At 28.9% G+C, this 26,225-nt stretch carries 25 protein-coding genes; 21 read left to right on the top strand and 4 right to left on the bottom strand.

Annotated features, from left to right (window positions below):
• Positions 1–34: 34 nt before the first annotated feature.
• The 5 genes from HGAG_RS04180 to HGAG_RS04150 all read left to right on the top strand — a co-directional run bounded on the left by HGAG_RS04180 (position 35) and on the right by HGAG_RS04150 (position 4,883).
• On the top strand, positions 35–1,120 hold the full coding sequence (locus HGAG_RS04180) for a cysteine desulfurase family protein (protein WP_019118051.1): 1,086 nt from the start codon (positions 35–37) through the stop codon (positions 1,118–1,120).
• Positions 1,104–2,213, top strand: coding sequence for a tRNA 2-thiouridine(34) synthase MnmA (gene mnmA / locus HGAG_RS04175; RefSeq protein WP_019118050.1), 1,110 nt, complete (start codon positions 1,104–1,106; stop codon positions 2,211–2,213). Before HGAG_RS04180 ends, mnmA begins: the two co-directional genes overlap by 17 nt.
• 762 nt (positions 2,214–2,975) lie before the next feature.
• Positions 2,976–3,455, top strand: coding sequence for an MGMT family protein (locus HGAG_RS04160; RefSeq protein WP_002322212.1), 480 nt, complete (start codon positions 2,976–2,978; stop codon positions 3,453–3,455).
• A 351-nt stretch (positions 3,456–3,806) separates the two neighbouring features.
• Positions 3,807–4,223: a YjdF family protein gene (locus HGAG_RS04155; RefSeq protein ID WP_005428613.1), complete on the top strand. Its 417-nt coding sequence runs from the start codon at positions 3,807–3,809 to the stop codon at positions 4,221–4,223.
• A gap of 339 nt (positions 4,224–4,562) precedes the next feature.
• The gene (locus HGAG_RS04150) at positions 4,563–4,883 is read left to right on the top strand and encodes a TfoX/Sxy family protein (protein WP_004612621.1); all 321 of its coding nucleotides are present in this window, start codon (positions 4,563–4,565) and stop codon (positions 4,881–4,883) included.
• 235 nt (positions 4,884–5,118) lie between these two features.
• On the opposite strand, the gene HGAG_RS11975 is transcribed toward HGAG_RS04150, so the two are convergent.
• Genes HGAG_RS11975 through HGAG_RS04135 form a run of 4 tightly spaced genes read right to left on the bottom strand, consistent with a single transcriptional unit; the run spans position 5,119 to position 8,732 of the window.
• Complete coding sequence (locus HGAG_RS11975; RefSeq protein WP_244263812.1) at positions 5,119–5,448, bottom strand: ATPase, T2SS/T4P/T4SS family; 330 nt, start codon at positions 5,446–5,448, stop codon at positions 5,119–5,121.
• Complete coding sequence (locus tag HGAG_RS10560) at positions 5,403–6,302, bottom strand: GspE/PulE family protein (RefSeq protein WP_244263811.1); 900 nt, start codon at positions 6,300–6,302, stop codon at positions 5,403–5,405. Before HGAG_RS10560 ends, HGAG_RS11975 begins: the two co-directional genes overlap by 46 nt.
• Complete coding sequence (locus HGAG_RS04140; RefSeq protein WP_019118047.1) at positions 6,302–7,831, bottom strand: YifB family Mg chelatase-like AAA ATPase; 1,530 nt, start codon at positions 7,829–7,831, stop codon at positions 6,302–6,304. The genes HGAG_RS10560 and HGAG_RS04140 overlap by 1 nt, the downstream gene beginning before the upstream one ends.
• Before the next feature lies 1 nt (position 7,832).
• Entirely contained in the window at positions 7,833–8,732 is a 900-nt protein-coding gene (locus HGAG_RS04135; protein ID WP_019118046.1) for an RluA family pseudouridine synthase, read from the bottom strand.
• Positions 8,733–8,869: 137 nt separating this feature from the next.
• On the opposite strand from HGAG_RS04135, the gene HGAG_RS04130 reads away from it, so the two are divergent.
• From HGAG_RS04130 to rpsO, 16 genes are all read left to right on the top strand, one after another.
• Positions 8,870–9,574: an isoprenyl transferase gene (locus HGAG_RS04130; protein WP_019118045.1), complete on the top strand. Its 705-nt coding sequence runs from the start codon at positions 8,870–8,872 to the stop codon at positions 9,572–9,574.
• Positions 9,561–10,337, top strand: coding sequence for a phosphatidate cytidylyltransferase (locus tag HGAG_RS04125; protein ID WP_019118044.1), 777 nt, complete (start codon positions 9,561–9,563; stop codon positions 10,335–10,337). Before HGAG_RS04130 ends, HGAG_RS04125 begins: the two co-directional genes overlap by 14 nt.
• A 12-nt stretch (positions 10,338–10,349) precedes the next feature.
• Entirely contained in the window at positions 10,350–11,363 is a 1,014-nt protein-coding gene (locus tag HGAG_RS04120; protein ID WP_019118043.1) for a M50 family metallopeptidase, read from the top strand.
• 11 nt (positions 11,364–11,374) lie between these two features.
• The gene (ispG, locus tag HGAG_RS04115; protein ID WP_019118042.1) at positions 11,375–12,433 is read left to right on the top strand and encodes a flavodoxin-dependent (E)-4-hydroxy-3-methylbut-2-enyl-diphosphate synthase; all 1,059 of its coding nucleotides are present in this window, start codon (positions 11,375–11,377) and stop codon (positions 12,431–12,433) included.
• Complete coding sequence (locus tag HGAG_RS04110; RefSeq protein WP_019118041.1) at positions 12,414–16,610, top strand: PolC-type DNA polymerase III; 4,197 nt, start codon at positions 12,414–12,416, stop codon at positions 16,608–16,610. Before ispG ends, HGAG_RS04110 begins: the two co-directional genes overlap by 20 nt.
• Positions 16,611–16,825: 215 nt before the next feature.
• Positions 16,826–17,728, top strand: a complete 903-nt coding sequence (locus tag HGAG_RS04105) for a DMT family transporter (RefSeq protein ID WP_019118040.1) — start codon at positions 16,826–16,828, stop codon at positions 17,726–17,728.
• A 171-nt stretch (positions 17,729–17,899) separates the two neighbouring features.
• Positions 17,900–18,340, top strand: a complete 441-nt coding sequence (locus HGAG_RS04100; RefSeq protein WP_019118039.1) for a ribosome maturation factor RimP — start codon at positions 17,900–17,902, stop codon at positions 18,338–18,340.
• Between the two features lie 8 nt (positions 18,341–18,348).
• Positions 18,349–19,596 (top strand): transcription termination factor NusA, encoded by a 1,248-nt coding sequence (gene nusA, locus HGAG_RS04095; RefSeq protein WP_019118038.1) that lies wholly within the window; start codon positions 18,349–18,351, stop codon positions 19,594–19,596.
• A 24-nt stretch (positions 19,597–19,620) separates the two neighbouring features.
• Entirely contained in the window at positions 19,621–19,878 is a 258-nt protein-coding gene (gene rnpM / locus HGAG_RS04090; RefSeq protein WP_019118037.1) for an RNase P modulator RnpM, read from the top strand.
• Positions 19,879–19,891: 13 nt separating this feature from the next.
• Positions 19,892–22,012: a translation initiation factor IF-2 gene (infB, locus tag HGAG_RS04085; RefSeq protein ID WP_019118036.1), complete on the top strand. Its 2,121-nt coding sequence runs from the start codon at positions 19,892–19,894 to the stop codon at positions 22,010–22,012.
• Between the two features lies 1 nt (position 22,013).
• Positions 22,014–22,397, top strand: a complete 384-nt coding sequence (rbfA, locus tag HGAG_RS04080) for a 30S ribosome-binding factor RbfA (RefSeq protein WP_004838374.1) — start codon at positions 22,014–22,016, stop codon at positions 22,395–22,397.
• Complete coding sequence (locus tag HGAG_RS04075) at positions 22,375–23,355, top strand: DHH family phosphoesterase (RefSeq protein WP_019118035.1); 981 nt, start codon at positions 22,375–22,377, stop codon at positions 23,353–23,355. Before rbfA ends, HGAG_RS04075 begins: the two co-directional genes overlap by 23 nt.
• The gene (gene truB / locus HGAG_RS04070) at positions 23,348–24,232 is read left to right on the top strand and encodes a tRNA pseudouridine(55) synthase TruB (protein ID WP_019118034.1); all 885 of its coding nucleotides are present in this window, start codon (positions 23,348–23,350) and stop codon (positions 24,230–24,232) included. The genes HGAG_RS04075 and truB overlap by 8 nt, the downstream gene beginning before the upstream one ends.
• Entirely contained in the window at positions 24,222–25,163 is a 942-nt protein-coding gene (locus HGAG_RS04065) for a bifunctional riboflavin kinase/FAD synthetase (RefSeq protein ID WP_019118033.1), read from the top strand. Before truB ends, HGAG_RS04065 begins: the two co-directional genes overlap by 11 nt.
• Positions 25,164–25,266: 103 nt before the next feature.
• Positions 25,267–25,782 (top strand): YbaK/EbsC family protein, encoded by a 516-nt coding sequence (locus tag HGAG_RS04060; RefSeq protein ID WP_019118032.1) that lies wholly within the window; start codon positions 25,267–25,269, stop codon positions 25,780–25,782.
• Between the two features lie 161 nt (positions 25,783–25,943).
• Entirely contained in the window at positions 25,944–26,210 is a 267-nt protein-coding gene (gene rpsO / locus HGAG_RS04055; protein WP_004838379.1) for a 30S ribosomal protein S15, read from the top strand.
• Positions 26,211–26,225 lie beyond the last annotated feature (15 nt).

The raw sequence follows: 26,225 nt of genomic DNA, 5'->3' as shown, positions 1-26,225 counted from the left end.
TTTTAGGTCTTTTATAAATTAAAAGGAAATTTTAATGATATATTTTGATTATGCAGCTACATCAATAAAAAGAAAAGAAATCTTGAAAGATATTTTTGAAAATATGGATGATTTTGATGGAAATCCTGATTCTTTGCACGCTTTGGGAAGGGCTGGAAAAAAAGTTTTGGAAGAATCAAGACAAGAAATTGCAAAATCTATTAATGCAAATCCAAACCATATAATTTTTACTGCATCTGCAAGTGAGGCTAATAATACAATTTTGTCAAATTTTAAGGATGATTTTGTTATTACTTCAAAAATTGAACATGATTCTATTTTAAATACTGTAAATAAAGAAAAAACAATTTTTCTTGATGTTGATGAGGATGGATATTTTTCCCTTGATGAATTGAAAGAAAAACTTACAGATGATGTAAAATTGGTTTCTTTGATGTTTGTAAATAATGAAATAGGGGCAATTGAGCCAGTTTATGAAATTGGAGAATTTTTAAAAGACAAAAATGTATTTTTTCACGTAGATTGTGTTCAAGCTTATTCTCATGTTGATATTGATGTAGAAAAACTTCATTGCAATTCTCTTTCTCTTTCAGGGCACAAAATTGGTGGGATTAATTCTTTTGGTGTTCTTTATTGCAATAAAAAAATCAAGCCTTTTATTAAAGGCGGTGAGCAAGAAAAAGATAGGCGCGCAGGAACTTCTTTTACAATGGGAGCTTATTCTATGGCAAAATCTTTTCCAAAAGCTTGTAGCGAAAGAGAAAAAATCAAAGAATTAAAATCTTATTTTGTAAAAAAATTAGAAGAATCAAATTTCTTATATGAAATAAATGGAAGTTTGGAAAATTCAACTGACCATATATTAAATTTATATTTTCCAAATGTTAAAAATGAACTTCTTCTTACATATTTGGACATGAATGGAATTTGCATTTCCGTTGGTTCTGCTTGTAGGGCTGGAAGTGTTGAAGCAAGTAATGTTATAAAAAATATGTACGATGAGAATAGAGCAAGACATTCCGTAAGATTTTCTTTTGGTTTTACAAATACAAAAGAAGAAATTGACTATACATTTGAAGTTTTGAAAAAATTAAGGGGGATAGATGGAAAAGAAAGATAAAAAAGATATAAAAGTTATCGTTGGTGTAAGTGGTGGAGTTGACTCATCTGTTGCTGCCCTCTTATTAAAAAAAGAAGGCTATGATGTAAGCGGAATTTTTATGAAAAATTGGGACGAGGAAGATGAGAATGGAGTTTGTACTGCAGAAGTTGATTACGAAGATGCAGTTAAAGTTTGCAATCAAATAGGAATTCCATATTATTCAATAAATTTTGAAAAAGAATATTATGACAGGGTATTTTCATATTTTCTTGATGAATATAAAAAAGGAAGAACTCCAAATCCTGATATAATGTGTAATAAGGAAATAAAATTTAAGGCCTTTTTGGATTATGCAAAAGATTTGGGAGCAGATTATCTTGCAACAGGTCATTATGCAAGAGTTGATAGGTCATCTGATGAAACAAAAATGCTAAGAGGAGTCGATTCAAACAAGGATCAAACATATTTTCTGTCCCAACTATCCCAAGATCAAATAAAGGATGTTTTATTTCCAGTAGGAGATTTGGATAAAAAAGAAGTTAGAAAAATTGCTAAAGAAAATAATTTGGTAACAGCCGATAAAAAAGACTCAACAGGAATTTGTTTTATAGGAGAAAGAAATTTCAACGAATTTTTATCTCACTATCTTCCAGCAAAAGAAGGAAATATTGTTGATACTGATGGAAATATTATGGGAAAACACTATGGACTTATGTATCATACAATTGGACAAAGAAGAGGACTTGGAATTGGTGGAGAAGGTGAAGCTTGGTTTGTTTGTGGAAAAGATTTAGAAAAAAACGAACTAATAGTTTGCCAAGGAAAAAATAACGAAAAATTATTTTCAAATAGATTAATAGGATCAAATTTATCATCAATTTCAGCTAAGGGACTAAAAAAAGAATTTGATTGCACATGTAAATTCAGATACAGGCAAAAAGATATAAATTCTCATGTAAAAATTTTAGATGATGGAAGAGTGGAAATAACCTACGATAAAACAAAAGCTGTAACCCCAGGTCAAGCTGCAGTTTTTTATGATGGAGAAGTTTGCTTGGGATCTTGCATTATAGATGAAGTTTATAATGGAGAAAAAAGATTAAAAGTTTAAAAAAATCGGAGTAAAAAATCTCCGATTTTTTAGTTTGTATTTAAAAATATTTTTAAAAATTTAAATTTAAATTATATATGTCTTTTTGACTATCTTTTTATATCTTCTTAAATGTCCGCAAAGCCTTATTTTATCGGCTCTACGGGCATTTTGCTTTTGTGGTAAACCTCACATATCTAGGTCTATCTTCTTATATTTTCACTATCAAGCAGTTGATACAGCGTCAAAAACTGGAAGGCATGATAAAAGTACATAAGTAAATGCGAGGGTTAGACCGATACAGAGAACAGCCCAAAGAGTATAAATACCATGCCCCTTATGATGATTGGATATTTCGTCAGCTTGCGGATATAGACAACAGAAACAACATTCCCGACACTTCTCCACAAGTAGACTTCAATGAAGCAGACTATGAAGATTATCTAAAGGCAAAATGGAACAGAGGTCTTTAATTTCCTCTTGCATGGAAGATACAGCAAACAAAAAGCCCAGTAAAGAGTGCAAAGCACCACCAATGGTGGCAAGGCTATTGACAGGGCTTTTTCTTTTCTGTTGTGGGGTAATCAAGAGGAAGAAAGAAAAAGTGTACATTTTTGTTCCATAAATGCTAAGGGTATGCTGATTTTTATTGTGGCGGATATATGGAACTGTTATAATATGGATATGAAGAAAGCGACAAATTTGAAAGTGTTAATAATTTTCAAACAGCCTCATTGCATGGAAATAAGAAACAGACTATCCTTAAAGTAGGAGGTGGCACAAATGGCAAATGAAGATAAAAAAGATTTTAATGCTATGTTGCATGATAGTAAGGATATGCCAAAATTTCAAATTATCATAGACCAGAAAAGTATTGAGAAATATGGTGGAAACAAAATGTATTTTGCTCCCCCGATTGACTATGACAAAGTAATGAAAAAAGTTCCGTATGGTAAAGTGATTACGGTTGGAAAAATACGAGAACACTTTGCAAAATTGAGTGGTGCAGATTTTACAGAGCCGATTACAGCGGGTATATTTGTTTCTATTGTAGCGTGGGCGAGTTATCAGCGTTCCGAAGATGAAACACCCTATTGGAGAACATTAAAAGCAAACGGAGAATTAAATGCTAAATATCCAAATGGTATTGAAGCACAGAAAGAAAAATTAGAAGCAGAGGGACATACCATTATTCAAAAGGGGCGTAAAAATATACGATACTATGTAAAGGACTATGAAAATTCTCTTTTTGATTTGAAATAGGCAAATTCTATTTCACAATTTCATATCTCTATACACAAAGCAGTTAGTCTTAGGATTGACTGCTTTTTTCATACCTAAATTTCAGATTGGAGTGATGAAATGGTGTTTGTTAGAGCTGTTCAATAAGATTATCGGTGCATAAAATTTTATTGTAGTGCTGATATAGGAATGGTATAATTTTCAAGAAAGGTAATCAAATAATGATTATCTAAAATGACAAAGATAAAAACGCAAAGCATTTTATTATGTGAGAGCTGGTAGGTAGCCCAGCCGTCCTATGTTTATAGGGTAAGTAACCTGCCCCTCCGGGTTGTCCGTTCTTTGTTTGGAAATAAACAAGGAGGGATTGATATGAAGACAATAAAATGTAAATTGACTGTGTATTTTGCAGAACCTTTTTGGGTTGGAGTTTTTGAAAGAATTTGTGATGGAAAACTTTCCGTAGCAAAGGTAACATTTGGTGCAGAGCCAAAAGATTACGATATTCAAGAATTTGTGTTGAAACATTATTATGATTTACAATTTAGTCCAGCAGTTGAAACGATTGTAAAAAAGGATAAGAAAAATCCTAAAAGAGTTCTTAGAGATGTAAAGAAACAATTACAGAACAATGGAATTGGGACAAAATCGCAACAAGCTTTAAAATTACAACATGAATTAAAAAAAGAAGAATATAAATCTAATTCCAAACATAAAAAGCAAATGGACGCAGAACAAAAGTTTAAGTTGAAGCAACAAAAGAAAAAAGCAAAACACAGAGGACATTAAATGATGTTGCAATATCATAAACTAAATATTTTATAAGTTCATATCTACACAAAGCAGTTAGTCTTATGATTGACTGCTTTTTTCTTGCCAAAATTTCAGATTGGAGTGATGACATGGTGTCTGTTAGAGCTGTTCAATAAGATTATCGGAGCATAAAATTTTATTGTAGTGCTGATATGAGAATGTTATAATGTGGATATGAAAAAACGATAAACGGTAATTTAAAAAGGGGTTTATGAAACCTTTTGTAAAAACCTATTTGAAAAAACAACAAAAGCAATTTGTTCTGGACTTAAAGAAAGCATTGGAATAATAAAATTCAAGATTGGAGATTTAGAAATGGCTTCAAGTAAAGATTATTTACAATTTGTTTTAGAACAATTATCAGAATTACAAGAAATAACGTATCGTGCAATGATGGGAGAATTTATTATCTATTATCGTGGAAAAATCGTTGGCGGTATATATGATGATAGGTTACTGGTAAAACCAACAAAGTCTGCAATTTCTTATATGCCAACAGTTACTTATGAAATTCCATACGAAAACGCCAAAGAAATGTTATTGGTGGAAGAAGTTGATAATAAAGATTTTCTGACGGGGTTATTTGATGTGATGTATGATGAACTACCAACGCCAAAGCCTAAAAAGAAAAAATAAACAGCTTCTAGTTTACAATTTCATATCCATATACACAAAGCAGTTAGTTTTAGGATTGACTGCTTTTTAAAAAGACACCATTTAGGTGTAATGATGTCTTTTGGGTGTTATTTTATAGGTCATATCAAGGCTCATTCAATCGTGGTAAATTCGTGGTAAAATGAGTTTTTTCTATACTTCAAAATACTTGAAAGTATAGTGTTTATGCGGATAATCGAAAATTAAATATAAAATTTTAATTAAAATAATAAATTGAATCTAAAATTTCTTCAAAGCTTGTGACTCCTTCTAGAACTTTTTTTATTCCATTGTAGGTCATGGACTTGAAATTTTTTTCTTTATTTAAAATATCCAAATCATTTTTGCTGAAATTTTTATTTTCAAAGAAAAGATTTTTGTAGTCATCATCAAAATCTACAATTTCTTCAACGGCTTCTCTTCCTAGGTAGCCATCGTGACATTTATCACAAGATGACGCTTCATAAATATAAGTGTTTTCATCTATATCAAAATAATTTTTTACAAAATTATATTCTTTTTTGGAAATTTTTCTTTTTTCTTGCATGAACAAAGTTTTCTAACAAGCCTTTGGCTTGCTAGGGTATTTACAGATTGTTTTATTAGATAATCTTCAACTCCCAAATCACGAAGTCTATTTATTGATGCAAAACTATTGTTTGTGTGAAGAGTTGTTAAAACTAAATGACCGGTTATGGCAGCCCTTACTGCCATTTTTGCAGTTTCTTTATCCCTAATTTCTCCAAGCATAATAATATCTGGATCTTGCCTTAAAATTGACCTGAGAGCATTTTGAAAAGTTAGACCGATTTTTTCATTAATTGAAATTTGATTAATTCCCAAAATATTTATTTCAACTGGATTTTCAATGCTAATAATATTTCTTTTTTCATCATTTAATTTATTTAATAAAGAATAAAGGGAAGTAGATTTTCCAGAACCAGTTGGACCAGAAAAAATTATCATTCCTGATTTATTTTTGATTGAATTTTCCAAAATTTTTTTTGAATCATCAGAAAATCCCAATAAATTTTGAGATTTTTTAAAATTTTCAATCGATAAAATTCTTAGAACCAATTTTTCTCCGACTATAGTATTTAAAGTGGAGATTCTAAAATCAATTTCTGGAAATTTTTCTAATTTTAAATAACCGTCTTGAGGTCTTCTTTTTTCTGAAATATCTAATTTGGAAGATAATTTAATTCTAGTTAAAAGTTTAATATAAGAAGGATAGTCCATCTCACTTATTATCCTAAGTTTTCCATCTATTCTAAATCTTATTCTTGAAAATTTTTCATCCATTGGCTCAATGTGTATATCACTTGCATTTAATTTTAAAGCTTTTTCTACAAGCTCATTTATATACAAATCTATATTTGAATTTATCAAATTATTATCCATCACACACTCCAATATTTATCATCCAAAGACCTATATCTTACAGCTTCAAGGAGATGTCTTGCCTCGATTTTTTCGCTACCATCAAGATCTGCTATTGTCCTACTCATTTTAATAATTTTATTGTAAGATCTTACAGAAAAATTATATTTTTCAAAGGCTTTTTGTCCGATTTCCTTTACATTTTTATCAAGTTTTATATATTTTTTCATAAGTCTTGTAGACAAAGAGCCGTTTGTTGAAATTTTTTCATTTTCATATCTTTTTATTTGAATCTCTCTTGCTCTTTGTACTTCTTCTCTCATTTCTTTTGAAGATTTTGTTTTTATATTATCGTCCAAATCTTTGTATTTTACAGGTTTTATTTCTATATGAATATCAATCCTATCAAGAATTGGGGAAGATAATTTTGATAAATATCTTCTTATTTCATTTTGAGTGCAAGTGCATTCTTTTAAAGGGTTTCCAAAATTGCCGCAAGGGCAAGGGTTCATGGCAGCAATTAAAATAAAATCAGACGGATATTTTATACTTGCCATTGACCTTGAAATATTTATTTCCTTATTTTCCAAAGGCTCTCTCAAAGCTTCTATGGTTTTTTTGGAAAATTCTGGAAATTCATCTAAAAATAAAACTCCCTTGTGGGCGAGAGTTATTTCTCCTGCTTTTGGAATATTTGCTCCTCCTCCAATCAAAGAAACTTCACTTGCTGAATGGTGGGGAGATCTAAATGGTCTATTATTTATCAATTTTCCGCTTTCAAGAAGTCCCATCACTGAATAAATTTTTGTAACTTCAATTTTTTCTTCAAAATCCATATCTGGTAAAATTGATGGTAAATGTTTGGCAGAAAAAGTTTTTCCACTTCCAGGTGGTCCAATCATCAATAAATTATGGCCGCCAGCTGCTGCAATTTGTAGGGCCCTTTTTAATGAATCTTGTCCCTTTATATCAGAAAAATCAAAAGGATATGTAATTTTTTCATTTGTATTTGATAATTTTATTTTATAGGGAGATTTTTTTGTATTTTCGTTAAGGTATGAAACTAATTCTTCTAAATTTAAAAATGGAAAAATATTGCAATCTTTTATTATTGCACATTCGTCCTTATTTTCATTTGAAATTATAAAATTTTTAAAGCCTTTTTCTCTCATAGAAATTACCATGGCAAGAGCGCCTTTTATAGGAACAATTCTCCCATCAAGAGAAAGCTCTCCTATAAAAATAAAATCATCTTTTGAATTTTCGATCACTCCCATACTTTTTAAAAGAGAAATTGCAATTGGCAAATCTAGTTGAGTTCCTTCTTTTTTTATATCTGCTGGAGATAAATTTATGGTAATTCTTCCTTGGGGAAATTTAAAACCAGAATTTATAAGAGCGACCCTAATTCTATCTTTGGATTCTTTTATAGATGAATCGGGAAGACCGACAATATTAAAAGCTGGCATGCCAGAAGTTATATCAGATTCAACTTCAATTGCCTTTCCATCAAGTCCCAATAGACTTACTGTATTTGTTTTTGAATACATTTTATTCTCCTAAACCCAAAATTTTTTGATATTTTTTAAAATCTTCGTGACAATCTGCACAAAATTCTCTATAAATTCCATTTTTATCAGTAAATCCTAATTTGTGACAATGAAGTAGTTGATGGTCTAAATTAAATTTGTGTTTTACATTTCCATAAACAGGATCTCCCAAAAGTGGATGATTAATGTGGGTCATGTGAACCCTAATTTGGTGAGTTCTTCCAGTTAAAATTTTTATTTTCACCAAGGAATATCCATTATTTTCTGAAATAACCTCATATTTACTAATAGCATCACGACCAGAATTTCTTACTGCCATTTTTCTGCGATTATTTGGATCACGATCCATAAAAGTTTGAATTGTTCCAGATTTTTTTTGAAAAATTCCATTGCAAATTGCCAAATATTCCTTGTCAATTTTTCTTGTTTCAAAAAGATTTTTCAAATATTTGTAAGATGAATTATTTTTTGCAATTACCATAAGACCCGTTGTATCCTTATCAAGTCTGTGAACAATTCCTGGTCTGTCATCGCCTCCGATATGTGATAAATTATCGTAGCCAAAATAATCCAAAAGCCCATTTACCAAAGTTCCACTTACAATTGAACCTGCTGGATGAACAATTACATTTTCATCCTTATCAATAATTGCATAGTCTTCATTTTCATAAATGATTTTTAAATTCATTTTTTCAGCTTCGATTTTTTCTTTTTCAAATAATTTGTCAGAAATTTCTATTTCATCTTCTAAAATTAATTTGTAGGAAGGTTTTATTTTTTTATTATTTACTTTTATTTTTTCATCCTTGATAAAATCTTTTACCTTTTCTCTTGGAATTTCTTCAAAAATATCTGAAAGATATTTATCAATTCTAATTTCTTTATTTGCTTTAATTTTCATAATTAAATTATAGCATTATGAAAAAATATATACAAAATCCTAATTTATTTACAAAGAAAAAATCATTTTAGCTTTTTATATTTAAGAATAATTCTTATGGTATAATCATATAGAGATAAAATTAGAAAGAAGGGTGTATGAAAGAGAAAGAACTTAATCATCTTGCCATTATTCTTGATGGAAATGGTAGGTGGGCTAAAAAAAGAAATTTGCCAAGATCTATGGGCCACAAGGAAGGTTCTGAAAATGTTGTGGATATTGCGCTATATGCTAAAGAAAAAGGCATAAAATATCTAACTCTTTATGCTTTTTCTACAGAAAATTGGAAAAGACCACAAGTAGAAGTCAATTATTTAATGAAATTATTGGCAAAATTTATAAAAGATAAGACAAAATTACTCATGGAAAATGAAGTAAAATTAAATATTATTGGAGATATATCAAAACTTCCAGAAAAAACTATAAAAGCTTGCCTTGATGTTTGTGAGCTTACAAAAAATAATGACAAGCTCGTTTTAAATATGGCTATAAATTATGGGGGCAGAATGGAAATTGTAAAAGCCTTCAAAGATATGGCAAAAGATGGAATAGATTTTGAAAATATAAATGAGGATGATATTTCAAATTATTTGTATACGGCAAATATGCCAGATCCTGATCTTTTGATTAGGACAGGAGGAGATCTTAGGATTTCAAATTTTTTAATTTATCAAATGGCCTACACAGAATATTATTTTACAGATATTTTGTGGCCAGATTTTTCAAAAAAAGATTTGGATGTGGCAGTTGATTCATATTTTGGACGAGATAGAAGGTACGGTGGATTAAATGAACTTAGCTAAAAGATTATTTGGTGGAGGAATAATTCTTTTTATATTAATTGCAATTACTTATCTTGGTGGAATTTATTTTGCAATTGGTTTTGGGATTTTTTCGTGTATTGCTGTAAAAGAATTGGTAAATGCATTAAAAAATTTGTCATACAATGTTCCTTTAAAATTTGCTATGGTAATAAATTTATTTTTTGTTATAAATGCCTTTAGCAATCATCAAAATTTATTTATGTTTGGTTTTACATCTATACTCATAGCAATTTTTGTATATATGATTTTTAATAAAAAATATAGGATGGAAGACTTTTTTGCACTTTTATTTGTAGTAACCTATGTTTCTATTTTTATGTCAAGTGCGATAAGAATTAATAATAAAATATATCTTTATATGCTTTATATAATTGCTTGGGGCTCAGATACTTTTGCTTATCTTACAGGCTCAACTATTGGCAAACACAAAATCAAATCATTAGAATCTATTTCTCCTCACAAAACCATAGAGGGATTTATTGGTGGAGTTTGTGGAGCTGTGATTTTAAATTTGATTTATGTAAATTATGTAAAGCTTGACAAAAATATATTATTAGTAATTATTTTTACAATAATTGCTGCATTTTTGTCAGAAACTGGAGATTTGGTAGCATCATTTATAAAAAGAAAATGTAATATAAAAGATTATGGAAATTTAATTCCAGGTCATGGAGGGATTTTGGATAGATTTGATTCAATCTTATTTATCAGCCCTTGCCTTTATTTATTTACATTAATATAAGTTAGGAGAAAAATGAAATCAGTTATTATATCGATTATAATGTTCTTATTTTTGATTTTAATTCATGAATTTGGACATTTTATTATAGCAAAAAAAAGTGGAATTAGGGTTAATGAATTTGCCATTGGCATGGGCCCTAAAATTTTTTCAAAACAAAAAGGAGAAACTCTTTATTCTGTAAATCTTTTTCCAATTGGTGGATATTGTGCTATGGAAGGAGAAGATAGCGAAAGTGATGACGAAAGATCATTTGACAAGGCACCAGCCTACAAAAGATTTTTTACAATTCTTGCAGGACCATTGACAAATTTGATTTTTGCAGGATTAATATTTGCTTTTGTATCTTTTAATACAGGAACTGCATCAACAAGTATTGGAAATTTTACAAAAAATTCGCCAATAAAAGCTCAAGGCTTTAAAGTCAATGACGAAATTGTAGAAATTGACGGAAATAAAATAAATAATTTTAATGATATTTCAAAAAATTTAGAAAATTATTATCAAAAACATGGGAAAAATGACAAAATATCATTAAAAGTAAAAAGAGATAATAAATATATAGAAAAAAATGTCAAAGTAAAATTTGAAAACAAAAGACCTCTTCTTGGTTTTATTCCAAAAAATAAAGACGTAGGATTTTTTGAATCAATTAAAATTGGTTTTAAAGAAGTTGGCTCAATGATTGTTTTGATGATAAATGTTCTTAAAAGTTTATTTACAGGAAAATTAGGATTTTCTGCTTTGTCAGGGCCTGTTGGTGTTGTAAAAGAAATGGGAAGACAAGCAAATCTTGGAATTATGAATTTATTATTCTTTTTGGGATATATAAGTGTAAATTTGGGATTTTTTAATTTGCTTCCAATACCAGCTCTTGATGGGTCAAAAATATTTACTTCCTTATTCGAAATGATTACAAAAAAGACAGTAAATAAAAAAATTGAAGAAAAATTTACAATTGGAGGATTTGTTCTCTTGTTAGGACTAATTCTTTTGGTTACGATTAAGGATTTAATTAGCTTATTTTAAAGGAGTAAAAATTGAAAAAAACTAGAAAAGTTTATGTAGGAGATGTTGCCATAGGAGGAGGATCTCCTATTTCTATCCAATCAATGACAACAAAAGAAACGAAAAATATTAAAGAAGTCGTAAAACAAATTAATGATTTTGAAAAGGCAGGTTGTGATATTTCAAGATCTGCTATAAATTCTCTTGAAGATGCAAGGGCAATTTCTGAAATTAAAAAGAAAACCAATCTTCCTTTTGTCGCAGATATACAATTTGATTATAAACTTGCTCTTGCGGCTGTAGAAAATGGCTGTGATTGTTTAAGAATAAATCCAGGAAATATTGGAGGAAGTGACAAGGTAAAAATTTTGGTTGAAAAATGTAAGGAAAAAAATATTCCAATAAGAATTGGTGTAAATTCTGGTTCTGTGCATAAGGATATGATTGAAAAATATAAGGGAGTAAATGTTGATAGCCTTGTTTATTCTGCCCTTGATGAAGTAAAAGTGTTAGAAGATTTAGACTTTCACGACATAGTTATTTCTATAAAATCATCAGATGTAAATACAATGATTGATGTAAATAGAAAAATTTCTTACCTTTGCGATTATCCACTTCATTTGGGAGTTACAGAAGCAGGTCCTCTTTATCAAGCTTTGGTTAAATCATCAATTGGCATGGGATCACTTTTAAAAGATGGAATTGGAGATACAATTAGGGTTTCAATAACTGGAGATCCACTCCAAGAAGTAAAGGCTGGAAAAACAATTTTAAAATCTCTAGGACTTAGACGAGATGGAGTAGATTTGGTTTCTTGCCCAACTTGTTCAAGAACAAGTGTAAATTTAGATGAAATTGTAAACGAGGCAAGCGAAAGACTTGATAAATTGAATTTAAATTTAAAAGTTGCCATAATGGGTTGTCCTGTTAATGGACCAGGAGAGGCAAAAGAAGCAGATTATGGAATAGCTTGTGCAAAAGGCTATGGATTTTTATTTAAAAAAGGAATTACAATAAAAAAAGTAAAACAAGAAGAAATAGTTGACAGTTTGATTGAAGAAATTTTGAAAGATGAAAAAAATGAAAATTAATCTAAAATCTATTATTGAAATTGACAAAGATTATTATATAAACAAGGCGATTTATTCAAAAAAATTAAATAAATTGAAATTAAATATTCTAGGAGAATATGATGAAAATATTGAAAAAAAACTTGAATCATATTTTTCTTATGTTAATTTGTCATTGCAATTTGAAAAGGAAAATAAAAAAGAAACAAATTCCATAGATGATTTTTATGAAAGCCAACCTCTTCCAGATTATTATGAAACAGGTTATGAAAATCCAGAAAATTTGGGCGAAAATAATGAAGAAAAAAATCAAGAAAGTAAAGAGTCTTCATTAAACAATCAAGATATATTTGATTTGCCAAAAATTAAAGAAGAAAAGAAAGAACCTTCAAAAAATCAAGAAGAAGAAAAAGCATCAAGCCTTAGAGATTTAAAAAAAATCGAGCTTGAAAATATGATTGAAAATGCTAGAAATAATAAGAAAAATTCTGAAAAAAAAGAAATAAATCAAGCAGAAATTTTAAAATATGGCAGAAATATAAATGGAGATTTATTTAAAATTGAAGAAATTTATGACAAAAAAGGCATGAATCTTTCTATAAAGGGAGAAATATTTGGCATTGATGTTTTTGAATCAAAAAGAGGAAACTTTATTTATTCTTTTGACCTTGAAGATGAATCTGATGCCATAGCTTGCAAGATGTTTGTTCAACCAAGAAATAAATCAAAACTTGAAAATTTTAAAGAAAATATGATAGTTCAAGTTCAAGGTGTTCTAAACTATGATAGCTTTTCACATGAAGATGTTTTTACTGTAAACTCTATGGTGGAATGTGAAAAAAAAGAAAGACTTGACACTTATCCTAAAAAAAGAGTTGAGCTTGAAATTCATACGAAAATGACAAACCTTGATGGATTTGTTGATATGGATGAGCTAGCAAAAAAATTAAAAGCTTGGGGCCATAGTGCTTGTGGAATTACAGATACAGAAACCCTACAAGCTCTTCCAGATATGTATGATAAGCTTGGAAAAAATGATATAAAAATGCTAGCAGGTGCAGAGCTTTTGTTGGTTGATAAAAATTTAAGAATTTTAACTAACAACTACAATAAAAAAATAAATGATATAAGCGATTTAAAAAATCAAAGATTTATTGTATTTGACTTGGAGACGACTGGACTTTCAAAATATATAGATAAAATCACAGAAATTGGTGCGGTAAAAATTGAAAATGGAGAAATTGTTGAAGTTTTTAATGAGCTTGTAAATCCAGAAAAAATGATTCCTCAAAAGGTTGTAGAGCTTACAGGAATTACAAACGAAATGGTAATGGATAAGCCAAAAATTGATAAAGTTTTGCCAAGATTTTTAGAATTTTCAAAAGATTCATATTTTGTAGGACAAAATACAGATTTTGATATTGGTTTTATAACAGAAGCTTGTCAAAAATTATCTTATAAATTTGAGCCAGTTTATTTGGATACTTTGCCAATGGCAAGAGCAGTTTTTCCATATATGGGAAGATTTTCTCTTGATAAACTTGCAAAAAAATTAGGAGTTGGACCTTTTAACCATCACAGAGCAAGCGATGATGCAATGACAACTGCCAAAATTTTTATTAAATTATTTGAAAAAATTAAGGACAAAAATAAAGACCTTAGCCTTGAAAAAATTAATTCAATAAAAACAAAATGGCCTATAGCTCGTCACGAAAATTTCTCATCAATTATTTTTGCCAAAAATTATCATGGACTTAAAAATCTTTATAAAATAATTTCAGAATCTAGGATGAAATATTTTAATTTGGAAGCAAAAACGCCTTTTGATTTGGTAAAAGAAAACAAAGAAGGTTTGATAATAGGATCTGGTGGAAAAGATGGTCTTTTGTTTAAGGCTATAAGAGATGATTTTTCTGAAGAAAAAATAGAAAAAATTTGCGAATTTTTTGATTTTTTCCAAATAGAGGCGATAGGAGTTTTTGCTGATGATTTGGAAAATGGATCTATAAGAGATAAAAATCAAATTATAGAAATAAATAAAAAAATAATTGAGCTTGGAAAAAAATATAATAAATTGGTTGTAGCAACTGGCTCTGTAAGATATATGGAAAAGAAAGATTATATTCTTAGAAATATTCTTCACAAGGGACAATTTTTCCATTACAAGGAAAATAATCCTCTTTATTATTTAAAAACAACCAATGAAATGCTTGATGAATTTTATTATTTAGATGATCAAACGAAAATTGAAGTAGTAATTGATAATACAATTAAAATTGCTGATAGTTTGGAAAGTATTATGCCAATTCCTCACGAAACTTTTCCACCAAAAATTGAAGGCTCTGATAAAAAATTAAAAGATACAACTTATGAAAAAGCAATCTCAATTTATGGAGATCCTCTTCCTGATCTTGTAAAAACAAGACTAGATAAGGAGCTTGATTCTATAATTTCAAACGGTTATGCAGTTTTATATATAATTGCAAAAGAGCTCGTGGAAAAATCAAATGAGGATGGATATTTGGTTGGATCAAGAGGTTCTGTTGGTTCATCTTTTGCAGCAACCATGGCAAATATTACAGAAGTAAATCCGCTTGCTCCTCATTATGTTTGTCCATCATGCAAGCATTCAGAATTTATAACAGATGGTAGCGTTGGAGCTGGAATAGATTTGCCAGATAAAACTTGTCCAAAATGTGGGGCAGAGATGAACAAAGACGGCCACGATATTCCTTTTGAAGTTTTCTTGGGCTTTGAAGGAGATAAGGAACCAGATATTGATTTGAATTTTGCTGGAGAATATCAACCAACTATTCACAAATATACTGAAGAATTATTTGGAGAAGGAAAAGTTTTTAGGGCAGGAACAATTGGAACTATAAAAGATAATACTGCTTTTGGTTATATCAAAAAATATATGGAAGATAATGACCTAAATCTTTCTAATGCACAAATTAGAAAATATCAAAGAGGACTTTACGATGTAAAAAGAACAACAGGTCAACACCCAGGTGGTCTTATGATTGTGCCAAATGATAAAAATATTTACGATTTTTCTCCAGTCCAATATCCGGCAGACGATGGAAAAGACGATATTAAAACAACGCACTTTACTTACAATATGATGCATGGAGTAATTTTAAAACTCGATTTATTGGGCCACGATGTTCCTACAATTATTAGAAGTCTTCAAGATTTAACAAATACAGATCCTTTGAAGCTTCAAATGGATGATGAAAATGTAATGAATATTTTCTCTTCAACAAAACCATTAAATATAAAATATGATTTTTCAAATAACGAAATTGGGACTTTAGGAATTCCTGAATTCGGAACTTCTTTTGTAAGGGGAATGTTAAAAGATACTTTCCCAACCAAATTTTCTGAAATGACAAGAATTTCTGGACTTTCTCATGGAACTGATGTGTGGCTAAATAATGCCCAAGATTTAGTTAAATCAAAAACAGCAGGTTTTGATCAAATAATTTCAACTCGTGATGACATAATGAATTCTTTGATTAATCTTGGACTTGATAAGAAAAAATCTTTCCAAATAATGGAAAAAGTAAGAAAGGGAAAAACTTTATCAGAAGAAACTTTGGCTTATATGAAAGAAAATAAGGTTCCTGATTGGTACATTGATTCTTGTTTGAAAATAAAATATCTTTTCCCAAAAGCTCACGCAGTTGCTTATTGTTTGATGAGTTATAGGATTGCTTATTACAAAGTTTATTATCCAAAAGCTTTTTATGCAACATATTTTTCTACAAAATTAAATGATTTTCAATATTCAGTAATTGTAAAAGGATTAAAATCAATCCAATATGCTTTAAATGAAATTAATCAATTAGAAAAACCAACGCAAAGAGAAAAAAATCTAAGATCTTTGTTGGAAGTTGCTGAGGAGATGGCTGCAAGAGATATAAAAATTAAAAAAGCAGACTTATATAAGTCAGAAGCTGTTAAATTTATTTTGGATGAAGACGGAGAAATTTTGCCTCCGCTTTCAGCAGTTGATGATGTTTCAGAAGCTATGGCAAAAGATATAGTTATTGAAAGAGAAAAAGCGAAATTTATTTCGGTTGAAGATTTGAAAAAAAGAACTTCACTAAACAAAAATGCTTTGAATTCTTTAAAAAATTTGGACATAATTGATGGATTGCAAGAAGAAAATCAAATGTCTTTATTTGATTTATAAATTAAAACTCTAATAGAGATTAAATCTTTATTAGAGTTTTTTTATTATATTTTTTTAAATAACAATTTATGCATATATATAACAATGAAAATTAACTAATTATCAAAGTTAAGCGACTTGTGTAGGATTTTTATTATTTTTATTAAAAAATCTTACAAAATTTAAAATTTTTGATATAATACAAGCAAGCGGAAAAAAATCTATTAGGAGTAAGTATGAAAAATAAACATAGGGGAGAATTACTTTTACTATTGACTTCCTTTATTTGGGGATTTGCTTTTATTGCCCAAAAATTAGGAAGTGATTACATAGAACCATTTACCTTTAATTTTTTTAGAAATTTGACAGCTGGAATTTTTTTATTGGCTTATTCATTTTTTAGAAAAAATAAATCGAGAAAAAAAGTAGATAGTATTACAAAAACTGCAACAATCAGAGGTGGAATTGCCACAGGTCTTGTTATGGCAGTTGCAGTTAGCTTTCAACAAACTGGAGTTTATTTTACAACAAGCGGTAAGGCAGGTTTTATTACATCACTTTACGTTGTCATAGTTCCGATTTTTGCAATTTTTATGGGAAAAAAAGTTTCCAAAAAAACTGCAATTTCTATAATACTTGCTCTAGTTGGTTTATACTTATTAACTGTAAGAGTTGATGATGGATTTTCTATAAATAAGGGAGATATTTTAATTTTTGTTGGATCCTTATTTTTTGCTTTTCATATTTTATTTATTGATAAATTTTCTATAAGAGCTGATAGTGTAAAAATGTCTATGATTCAATTTTTTGTAGCAAGTTTAGTATCTTTGCTTCTTATGATTTTATTTGAAAAACCAAATTTTGATTTATTAATGAAAGGCATGCTTGCTATTTTGTATCTGGGTATATTTTCATCAGGTTTGGGTTATACTCTCCAAATTGTCGCCCAAAAAGATACTGATCCTACGATTGCTAGTTTGATTTTATCTTTGGAATCAGTTTTTGCTGCATTTTTTGGATTTTTATTTTTGAAAGAAAGACCAGTAGATAGGGAAATTTTTGGTGGAATAATTATGTTTATTGCAATAATTTTATCTCAAATTCCTGAACAAAAAATAAAAAAATTTTTTAAAAAGTAATGCAAAAATCTCTAGTTATTTAAAATAAAATGCTAGAGATTTTAATTTTGTATTTTTATTAAATTTTATTTTGTAAATTTATTTTAAAATTGAAAGTTAAGTCTTTTATAGTATAATAATTTTAAGCGAAGAGTGGACAAATCCACTCTTTTAATATGTAAAGGGGAAGTTATGGATATAATACGCAAATTAAAAGAAAATTTGGAAAGTGATATTAATGGGCTTGGTTATGAGCTTGTTGATATTGAATTTGTTAATGAGGGTAAAAATAAAATATTAAGGTTTTTTATTTACAAAGATGGAGGAATCACAATTGATGATTGTGAAAAGACTTCTAATTTTTTAAGCGAAAGATTAGATGAAATTGATCTTATAAAATCTTTTTATTATTTGGAAGTATCTTCTCCTGATCTTTCAAGACCATTAAAGACTGATAGAGATCTTGAAAGAAACAAAGATGAGCTTTTAGAAATAAAGCTTAAAAATGGCGAGAAGTTTATAGGAAAAATTAAAGAAATAAAAGAAAATTCCTTAATTTTTACACTTGAAAATGAAGAAAAAGAAATTGAAAAGAGTGAAATTAAGACTATTAAAATTGAGATAGTCTTCTAGGGGGACAAATGAATAAAGAATTTATAATTGCCTTAGAGGAGCTTGAAAAAACTAAAAATGTTGACAAGAGAATAATCCTTGAAGCATTGGAAAAAGCTTTGGTGAAATCTTACCAAAAAAACTACGATAATAATGAAAATGTTGATGTAAGCATTGACGATGAAACTGGAGAAATCGAAGTATATTCTCTAAAAAATGTAGTTGATGAAGTAAATGAACCGATAGCTGAAATTTCTAAGACAAAAGCAAAAGAAATTGACCCTAAACTTGATTTTGGAGATATTTGTAGGGTCAAGATTGCACCGAAAAATTTTGGAAGAGTTGCAGCTCAAACTGCAAGGAATATTGTAATCCAAAAAATTAGAGATGCCCAAAGAGATTCAGTTTATTCTGAATATTTGGATAGGGCAAATGAAATTATAACAGGCGTTGTACAAAGAGAAGATAAGTTTAATGTCTATATAAATCTTGATAAAATTGAAGGAATTATTCCATTAAAAGAGCAAGTAGAAAATGAAACTTATACTCCAAACCAAAGAATAAAAGTTTTAATTAAAGAAGTAAAAAATACAACAAAAGAGCCACAAATTATTTTATCAAGAAAAGATAAGGCCTTGGTTGTAAGATTATTTGAGCTAGAAGTTCCAGAAATTACAAATGGAATAATTGAAATTTATGGAATAGATAGAGAAGCAGGTTCAAGAACAAAAATTGCAGTGTTCTCAAATGATCCAGAAATTGATTCAATTGGAGCTTGTATTGGCTTTAAAGGAAGTCGTGTAAATTCAATAGTAGAAGAATTGCAAGGAGAAAAAATTGATATTATAAATTACGATAAAGATATAAAAGTATTTATAAAAAATTCCTTATCTCCTGCAGAAATTAATGAAGTTTATATAAATGATAAGAAAAAACAATCCTTGGTTGTTGTAAGAGAAGATCAATTATCTCTTGCCATTGGAAAAGAAGGACAAAACGCAAGACTTGCAGCAAGACTTACAGGCTGGAAAATTGATATAAAAAGTCAAGAAGAATTCGACCAATTAAGCCAAGAAGAAATTGATGAAATACTTGGGCTTAACGAACAAACAGACAAAGATTTAGAAAATATTGAAGAAAATTCAAAAGAAGATATTTTAGAAGATGAAAATGCACAACAAGGCGAAAATTTAGATATAGATAAAGAAAATATAGAAGATTTATCAAACGACCTTGACCAAATTATTAAAGAAGATATTGAAGAAAGTGATGAATAATAACTTATTAATAATGGTGAAAAGATGAAACAAAGAAAAATACCACAAAGAAAATGTATAGTTTGTGGAGAAAACAAAGACAAACACGAATTGATTAGGATAGTAAAAAACAAAGAAGAAGGAATTATCCTAGATCCTACCGGCAAAAAAAATGGTAGGGGAGCTTATATTTGTAAAAATGAAATTTGCATAAACGAAGCCAAGAAGAAAAGAAAATTAGAAAAAGTTTTTAAAACTGAAATTAGTGATGATCTTTATGAGGAGATAATTGCTATGAAATAAAAGAGGTGATTAGATGGCTAAAAAATTAAGAATTTATGAATTAGCAAAAGAACACAAAAAAAGTACGAAAGAAATGCTCAGTCTACTAAAAGACGAATTTGGACTAAAAATAAAATCCCACATGTCAGTTTTAAGTGGAGATGAACTTGCAATAGTTGAAGAATATTTTGGGGAAGATAAAAAAATAAAAGAAGAGAAAAAAGAAATAAAAGCAGAAAAAAAATCAGAAGAAAAATCTTTGGAAGATAAAAATTCAAAAAATAAAAAAGACAAAAAGTCATCAAAGAAAAAAGAAAAAAAGAAAAACAAAAATAAAAAGCAAAATAAAAGATCAAAAAAATCAACCAAAAGAGAAGTAAAAGCAGAAAATAATGATGATGGAAATATTTATATTCCAGAATCAATTTCAGTAAAATCTTTTGCGGAAAAAATCGATGAAAATGCCAACCAAGTTATTATGAAACTTATGGGACTTGGAGTAATGGCTGGTTTAAATGATCAAATAGAATTTGAACAAGCAGAGCTTGTTGCTCTTGAATTTAATAAGGAAATTGCAAAAGAAGTTAAGCTTGATGAAATTGAAATTCAAGAAAAAGATTTAGATTTCGAAGATGACGAAAAAGATTTACAAACTCGTCCACCAGTAGTTTCAGTAATGGGACACGTTGACCACGGAAAAACTTCAATTCTAGATGCAATTAGAGATACACAATTTGCATCTGGAGAAGCTGGAGGAATTACTCAACACATTGGTGCTTCAACTGTAAAAATAAATGATAAAGAAATTGTATTTTTGGATACACCAGGCCACGAAGCTTTCACTCAAATGAGAATGAGAGGAGCTCAATCAACTGATATAGCAATTTTGGTTGTAGCTGGAGATGATGGAGTAATGCCACAAACAATTGAGGCGATTAATCACGCAAAAGCTGCAGAAATTCCAATAATTGTTGCGATAAATAAAATGGACAAAGAAGAAAGTGATCCAAATAGAGTAAAACAAGAACTTACAGAATATGGTTTAGTTTCAGAAGACTGGGGCGGAGATACAATCATGGTAGAAGTATCTGCAAGAACTGGCAATGGAATTAAAGATTTGTTGGAGATGGTTTTACTTGTTGCAGAAATGAGAGAATTAAAAGCAAATCCAGACAGAGCTGCGGTTGGAATTATAATTGAAGCTCAACTTGATAAGGCAAGAGGTTCTGTTGCAACTGTTCTTGTTCAAAAAGGAACTCTTCACGATAAAGATTATGTAGTTACTGGTTCGTCATCAGGAAGAATTAGAGCTATGTTTAATTCAAAAGGAGAGCCAATCTCAAAAGCAGGTCCATCAATGCCAGCCCAAATTTTAGGACTAAGCGATGTGGCAGAAGCAGGAGATAAAATTTTTGCTGTAGAAGATGAAAAAACTGCAAGAGCTTATGCAGATCGAGCTAAAGAGCAAAAAAGAGAAGAAAGACTAATTCAAAAATCTAATACTAACCTTGAAGATATGTATGAAGGCATCGAAGATGGAGAATTAAAAGAATTAAATATTATAGTAAAAACTGATGTAAAAGGAACAGTAGATGCAGTTTCAAGTTCATTCTCAAAACTTTCAAACGAAGAAGTTTTTGTAAATGTAATTGCAGGAGCTGTTGGAGGAATTTCAGAATCAGATGTTCTTCTTGCTCAAGCATCAAATGCTATAATAATTGGATTTAATGTTCGTCCAACTCAAGGTGCTCTTCAAATGGCAGAAGAAAATAATATAGAAATAAGAACTTATTCTGTAATTTATGAAGCGATAGAAGATGTAGAAAAAGCTCTCAAAGGAATGCTTGATCCAGAATTTGAAGAAAAAGTTTTAGGTCGTGCAAAAGTTCAAGAAACTTTCAAAATTCCAAATGCAGGAATGGTTGCAGGTGTTCTTGTAACAAGTGGTTCAATTCCAAGAAGAGCAAAAATAAGATTATTAAGGGACAATGTTGTTATCTTTGATGGAGAAATTGAATCTATGAAAAGATTTAAAGATGATGCCAAAGAATTAAACAATGGCTACGAAGGTGGAATTGGCCTTGAAAAATTCAACGACATCAAAGAAGGCGACGAGCTTGAAGCCTACGAAATGATAGAAAAAGAAAGAGAATAGAATGGACAAAAGAAGAACCTTAAAAATATCTTCACAAATGCAAAAAGAATTATCAAAAATTTTGGCAGAAGATATTAATGATCCAAGATTATCAGATAATGTAATAGTTTCTATAACTGAAGTAGAAGTTACAAATGACTTATCCTATGCTGATATTTTTGTTTCAGTTTTGGGAGATGAAAACAAAAAAGAATCTGTAATAGAAGCTCTCGATCAAGCAAAAGGATATATGAAAAAATTAATTGGCGAGAGAATGAGATTAAGATCTATGCCAGAATTTAGGTTTAAATATGACAATTCTATCGAACATGGCGTGTATATGGATAAGCTAATTGCTGAAACCATAAAAAGGGATGAAAAAAATGCCAAAAATCGAGAAGATTAGCCAAAAAGAATTAGAAAATTTTAAAAAATTTATTGATGAGGCTGATACAATTGCAATTTCAGCCCATATAAATCCTGATGGAGATGCCCTAGGATCAGCTCTTGGTCTTAGGAAATCTCTTGAGCTTTATGGAAAAAAATCTGATGTAATAAAAATAAGTGAAGTGGATGATTATTTAAATTTTTTACCACAAATTGATTTTTATAAAAATCCTAGCAAAAAAGAATATGATTTGTTTATTATTGTTGATTGTTCAGAATTTGATAGGATTGATAAGGCAATAGAAATTTGTAAAAAATCTAAAAAAGTTCTTGTAATTGACCATCATGAAGGTGGCTCAATCAAAACGGATTTAAATATAATTCATTCAGATTCTCCTGCAAGCTGTGAGCTTGTTTATGAAATTATAAAAAGATTGAAGCTTCCGATTGATAAAGAAATAGCTACACTTTTGTATGCTGGCTTGGTTACGGATACTGGTAGATTTTTATATTCAAATATAAGTGAATTAACTTTTTATACTGCAGCAGATTTGTATAAAATCGGAGCAGATTTTGAAATGATTTATAAAAATCTTTACCAAAATAAAGAAATTTCAAAATTACAATTTGAAAATCATCTTTTAAACAAGGTAGAATTTAAAAAGCCTTATGCCCTTGTTGGAGTAAGCCAAAAAATATGTAAGGATTTTGGTGTACAAATGGGTGATAGTGAATCGGTTGTAAATATGCTTAGAGATTTAAAAGGAATTGAAGTAGCTTGTCTTGTAAAAGAATATGGAGAAAATGAATTTAAAATTTCTTTAAGGAGCAAAGATTATCTTGATGTTTCTAAAATTGCAAGAGATAATGGTGGCGGTGGTCACATTAGAGCTTCTGGATTTACAATAAATACAGATTCAATGGATAAGGCTATAAATATAATGAGAAAAATTTTAGAAGAGGCAATAAATGACTAGCGGAATTTTGTTAATTGATAAAAGTACAGGAATGTCATCAGGAAAATGTGTATATCAAGCAAGAAAAAAACTAGGCATAAAAAAAATAGGCCATGCAGGAACTCTTGATCCTATTGCAACTGGTCTTTTGCCACTTTTAATTAACAAAGCAACAAGAGTTTCAGATTTTTTAATGGATGAGGTTAAAATCTATGAGACTCTTGCATTTTTTGGGCAAAAAACAGATACACAAGATATTACAGGGGAAATTTTAGAAAAATCTTCAAAAACTTTTGAAAAAAAAGATTTGGAAAAGGCAATAAAAGAAAATTTTTTAGGAGAAATTTTACAAACTCCTCCCATGTATTCAGCTTTAAAACAAAATGGCAAAAAATTATATGAGCTTGCAAGAGAAGGAAAAATTGTAGAAAGAAAACAAAGAAGAATTAAAGTTTATGATTTTGAAATCCTAGATTTTGATTTTCCTTATGCAAGATTTAAAATAACTTGTTCAAAAGGAACTTATATAAGAAGTCTTGTAAATGATTTGGGAGAAGTTTTAAAAACATTTGCTACGGTAAAAGAACTTAGAAGGCTTAAAGTTGGAAATTTTGATGTAAAAGATGCTATAAAAATTGAAGATTTTGAAAATAAAGATGTTGATGAGCTTATAAAAAAGCTTATTCCAATTGATGATGCCCTAAATCAATATGAAAAAATAATTTTGGATAAGTCTTATTACAAACAAGCTACAAATGGGATGACTATGAAAATTGATCTTGGAAAAAATTTTGATGGACTTATTAGAGTTTATGTAGAAGATTTATTCATTGGTCTTGGAGAATATAAAAATAAAAACAAGACTTTGAAGTTAAAGAAGGTGTTTTATGAAGGATAATATAAAAATATTCGACTTGGATTTTAATGAATTTGACTTATCGCCAAAAGCAGTAAGCCTTGGAAATTTTGATGGAGTCCACAAGGGTCATCAAAAACTTATGAAAGAAAATATAAAAATTTCAAAAGCAAAAAATCTAATGCCATCTGTATTATTATTTAAAGAAAACACCAAAAATATCCTAAATGGAGAAAGAGAATATCTTACAAGTCTTGAAGATAAAATAGAAATTTTGAAAAATTTGGGCATAGAATGTTTTTGTCTTTTGGAATTTTCAGATAAATTTAAAGATCTATCTCCTTACGAATTTATTGAAAAAATTTTATATAAAAAATTAAATACCAAATATGTAATAGTTGGAGATAATTATAGGTTTGGGAAAATGGCAAAAGGAGATATAAAAACTTTAAAAAAATGCGAGGAAGATTTTGCCTACAAAACAAAAGTAGTAGATTTTGAGCTTGATGATGGAAAAATTATAAATTCCACAGACATAAGACAAATGGTAAGAGAAGGAAAAATTGAAAAAGCCAACAAAGACTTGGGACATCCTTTTAAAATGCAAGGAAAAGTTATAAAAGGCGCCCAAAGAGGAAGACTTTTAAATTTCCCAACAGCAAATCTAAAGCCCTCATTTAAATATGTTACAGCAAAATCTGGAGTTTATTTTACCAGAGTAAATATAGACAGGGATTTTTATTATGCCCTAACAGATATAGGAACAAATCCAACATTTGAAAATAAAAAAATGAAAATCGAAACCTATATAATGGATTTTTCAAAAGATATATATGGGAAAAATATAAGCATAGAATTTTTAGAATTTCTAAGACCTGATTATAAATTTAATTCTCCTGAAGAATTAATCGCACAAATGGAAAAAGATAAAAAAACAGGAAGAAAATTAATAGAAAAATATAGAAAAGAGTAGGAAACTGCTCTTTTTTTGTGCTCAAATTTATTTTTAATCCTATTGGGTATTTATAATATAGAATTTAAAATTGTAATTTGAAAATTTTAAAAAGGAGATTATTATGAGTAGTTCCAAAAAAGTATTTGATAGACTTAATAAATTAAATATAAAATATGATATGGTAGAACATCCTCCAGCTGAAACTACAGAAGAAGCTGATAAATATATTGAAGGAAAAGAAGGGGCAAGGACAAAAAATCTTTTTTTGGCTAATAGAAAAAATAGACAATATTATTTGATAGTTATGGATGATAAAAAAATGATTAGCTTAAAAGATTATAATAAATTATTAAATGAAAAAGGAATGCACTTTCTTGATCCGAAAAAAGTTTATGAAATAATGGAGCAAGAAGTAGGAATTATATCAGTTTTTGGTTTGATGAATACAAATGAAAATATAAAAGTGTTCTTTGATAAAGATATGATAGAAGAAAATGATCTTATGACCTTTCATCCAGACGACAACACCAAAACTCTTTTTATAAAAAATGAAGATATTTTCAAATTAGTAAAAGATTCTGGATATGATTATGAAATTTTTGATTTTAAAGCAGGAATTAATGAATTAGATTTTTAAAAAATTGGGATTAATTTTATTTTTAAATAAGAAAAATTAATATGTAATTTTTTCTTTGCAAAAATAAAGATATTTGGTATAATATCAAAGATACCTTAACTATGGACTAAGTTTCCTCGGACTATTTCATGGTTATGGCGAATAAATTTTAGGAGGATTTTATGTTAAATAAAGATCAAAAAACAGAAATTATTAAACAATTTCAAAAAGACGAAAAAGATACTGGTTCACCAGAAGTTCAAATTGCTATTCTTACTCAAAGAATCAAAGAACTTACTGAACATTTAAAAGCAAACAAAAAAGACCACTCATCAAGAAGAGGACTTTTCAAAATGATTAGACGTAGAAAAGGACTTTTAAATTACTTAATGGAAAATGATATTGAAAGATATCGTGAAGTTATTGAAAAACTTGGTTTAAGAAAATAGTTAAATATGACGGGA

It is taken from the genome of Anaerococcus obesiensis ph10 (genome assembly GCF_000311745.1).
GTDB classification, from domain to species: domain Bacteria; phylum Bacillota; class Clostridia; order Tissierellales; family Peptoniphilaceae; genus Anaerococcus; species Anaerococcus vaginalis.
Note: the sequence above shows the minus strand (reverse complement) of the source record. Positions and strands in the feature narration are given on the sequence as shown.

Coding starts and splice junctions, on each gene's coding strand:
- HGAG_RS11975 (WP_244263812.1), bottom strand. CDS start 5,448: ATGCAAGAAAAAAGAAAAATTTCCAAAAAAGAATATAATTTTGTAAAA.
- infB (WP_019118036.1), top strand. CDS start 19,892: ATGGCTAAAAAATTAAGAATTTATGAATTAGCAAAAGAACACAAAAAA.
- HGAG_RS04130 (WP_019118045.1), top strand. CDS start 8,870: ATGAAAGAGAAAGAACTTAATCATCTTGCCATTATTCTTGATGGAAAT.
- HGAG_RS04075 (WP_019118035.1), top strand. CDS start 22,375: ATGCCAAAAATCGAGAAGATTAGCCAAAAAGAATTAGAAAATTTTAAA.
- HGAG_RS04135 (WP_019118046.1), bottom strand. CDS start 8,732: ATGAAAATTAAAGCAAATAAAGAAATTAGAATTGATAAATATCTTTCA.
- HGAG_RS04140 (WP_019118047.1), bottom strand. CDS start 7,831: ATGTATTCAAAAACAAATACAGTAAGTCTATTGGGACTTGATGGAAAG.
- nusA (WP_019118038.1), top strand. CDS start 18,349: ATGAATAAAGAATTTATAATTGCCTTAGAGGAGCTTGAAAAAACTAAA.
- HGAG_RS04120 (WP_019118043.1), top strand. CDS start 10,350: ATGAAATCAGTTATTATATCGATTATAATGTTCTTATTTTTGATTTTA.
- HGAG_RS04180 (WP_019118051.1), top strand. CDS start 35: ATGATATATTTTGATTATGCAGCTACATCAATAAAAAGAAAAGAAATC.
- rnpM (WP_019118037.1), top strand. CDS start 19,621: ATGAAACAAAGAAAAATACCACAAAGAAAATGTATAGTTTGTGGAGAA.
- rbfA (WP_004838374.1), top strand. CDS start 22,014: ATGGACAAAAGAAGAACCTTAAAAATATCTTCACAAATGCAAAAAGAA.
- mnmA (WP_019118050.1), top strand. CDS start 1,104: ATGGAAAAGAAAGATAAAAAAGATATAAAAGTTATCGTTGGTGTAAGT.
- HGAG_RS04100 (WP_019118039.1), top strand. CDS start 17,900: ATGGATATAATACGCAAATTAAAAGAAAATTTGGAAAGTGATATTAAT.
- HGAG_RS04125 (WP_019118044.1), top strand. CDS start 9,561: ATGAACTTAGCTAAAAGATTATTTGGTGGAGGAATAATTCTTTTTATA.
- HGAG_RS04150 (WP_004612621.1), top strand. CDS start 4,563: ATGGCTTCAAGTAAAGATTATTTACAATTTGTTTTAGAACAATTATCA.
- HGAG_RS04110 (WP_019118041.1), top strand. CDS start 12,414: ATGAAAAAAATGAAAATTAATCTAAAATCTATTATTGAAATTGACAAA.
- HGAG_RS04060 (WP_019118032.1), top strand. CDS start 25,267: ATGAGTAGTTCCAAAAAAGTATTTGATAGACTTAATAAATTAAATATA.
- HGAG_RS10560 (WP_244263811.1), bottom strand. CDS start 6,302: ATGGATAATAATTTGATAAATTCAAATATAGATTTGTATATAAATGAG.
- HGAG_RS04155 (WP_005428613.1), top strand. CDS start 3,807: ATGAAGACAATAAAATGTAAATTGACTGTGTATTTTGCAGAACCTTTT.
- HGAG_RS04160 (WP_002322212.1), top strand. CDS start 2,976: ATGGCAAATGAAGATAAAAAAGATTTTAATGCTATGTTGCATGATAGT.
- HGAG_RS04065 (WP_019118033.1), top strand. CDS start 24,222: ATGAAGGATAATATAAAAATATTCGACTTGGATTTTAATGAATTTGAC.
- HGAG_RS04105 (WP_019118040.1), top strand. CDS start 16,826: ATGAAAAATAAACATAGGGGAGAATTACTTTTACTATTGACTTCCTTT.
- truB (WP_019118034.1), top strand. CDS start 23,348: ATGACTAGCGGAATTTTGTTAATTGATAAAAGTACAGGAATGTCATCA.
- rpsO (WP_004838379.1), top strand. CDS start 25,944: ATGTTAAATAAAGATCAAAAAACAGAAATTATTAAACAATTTCAAAAA.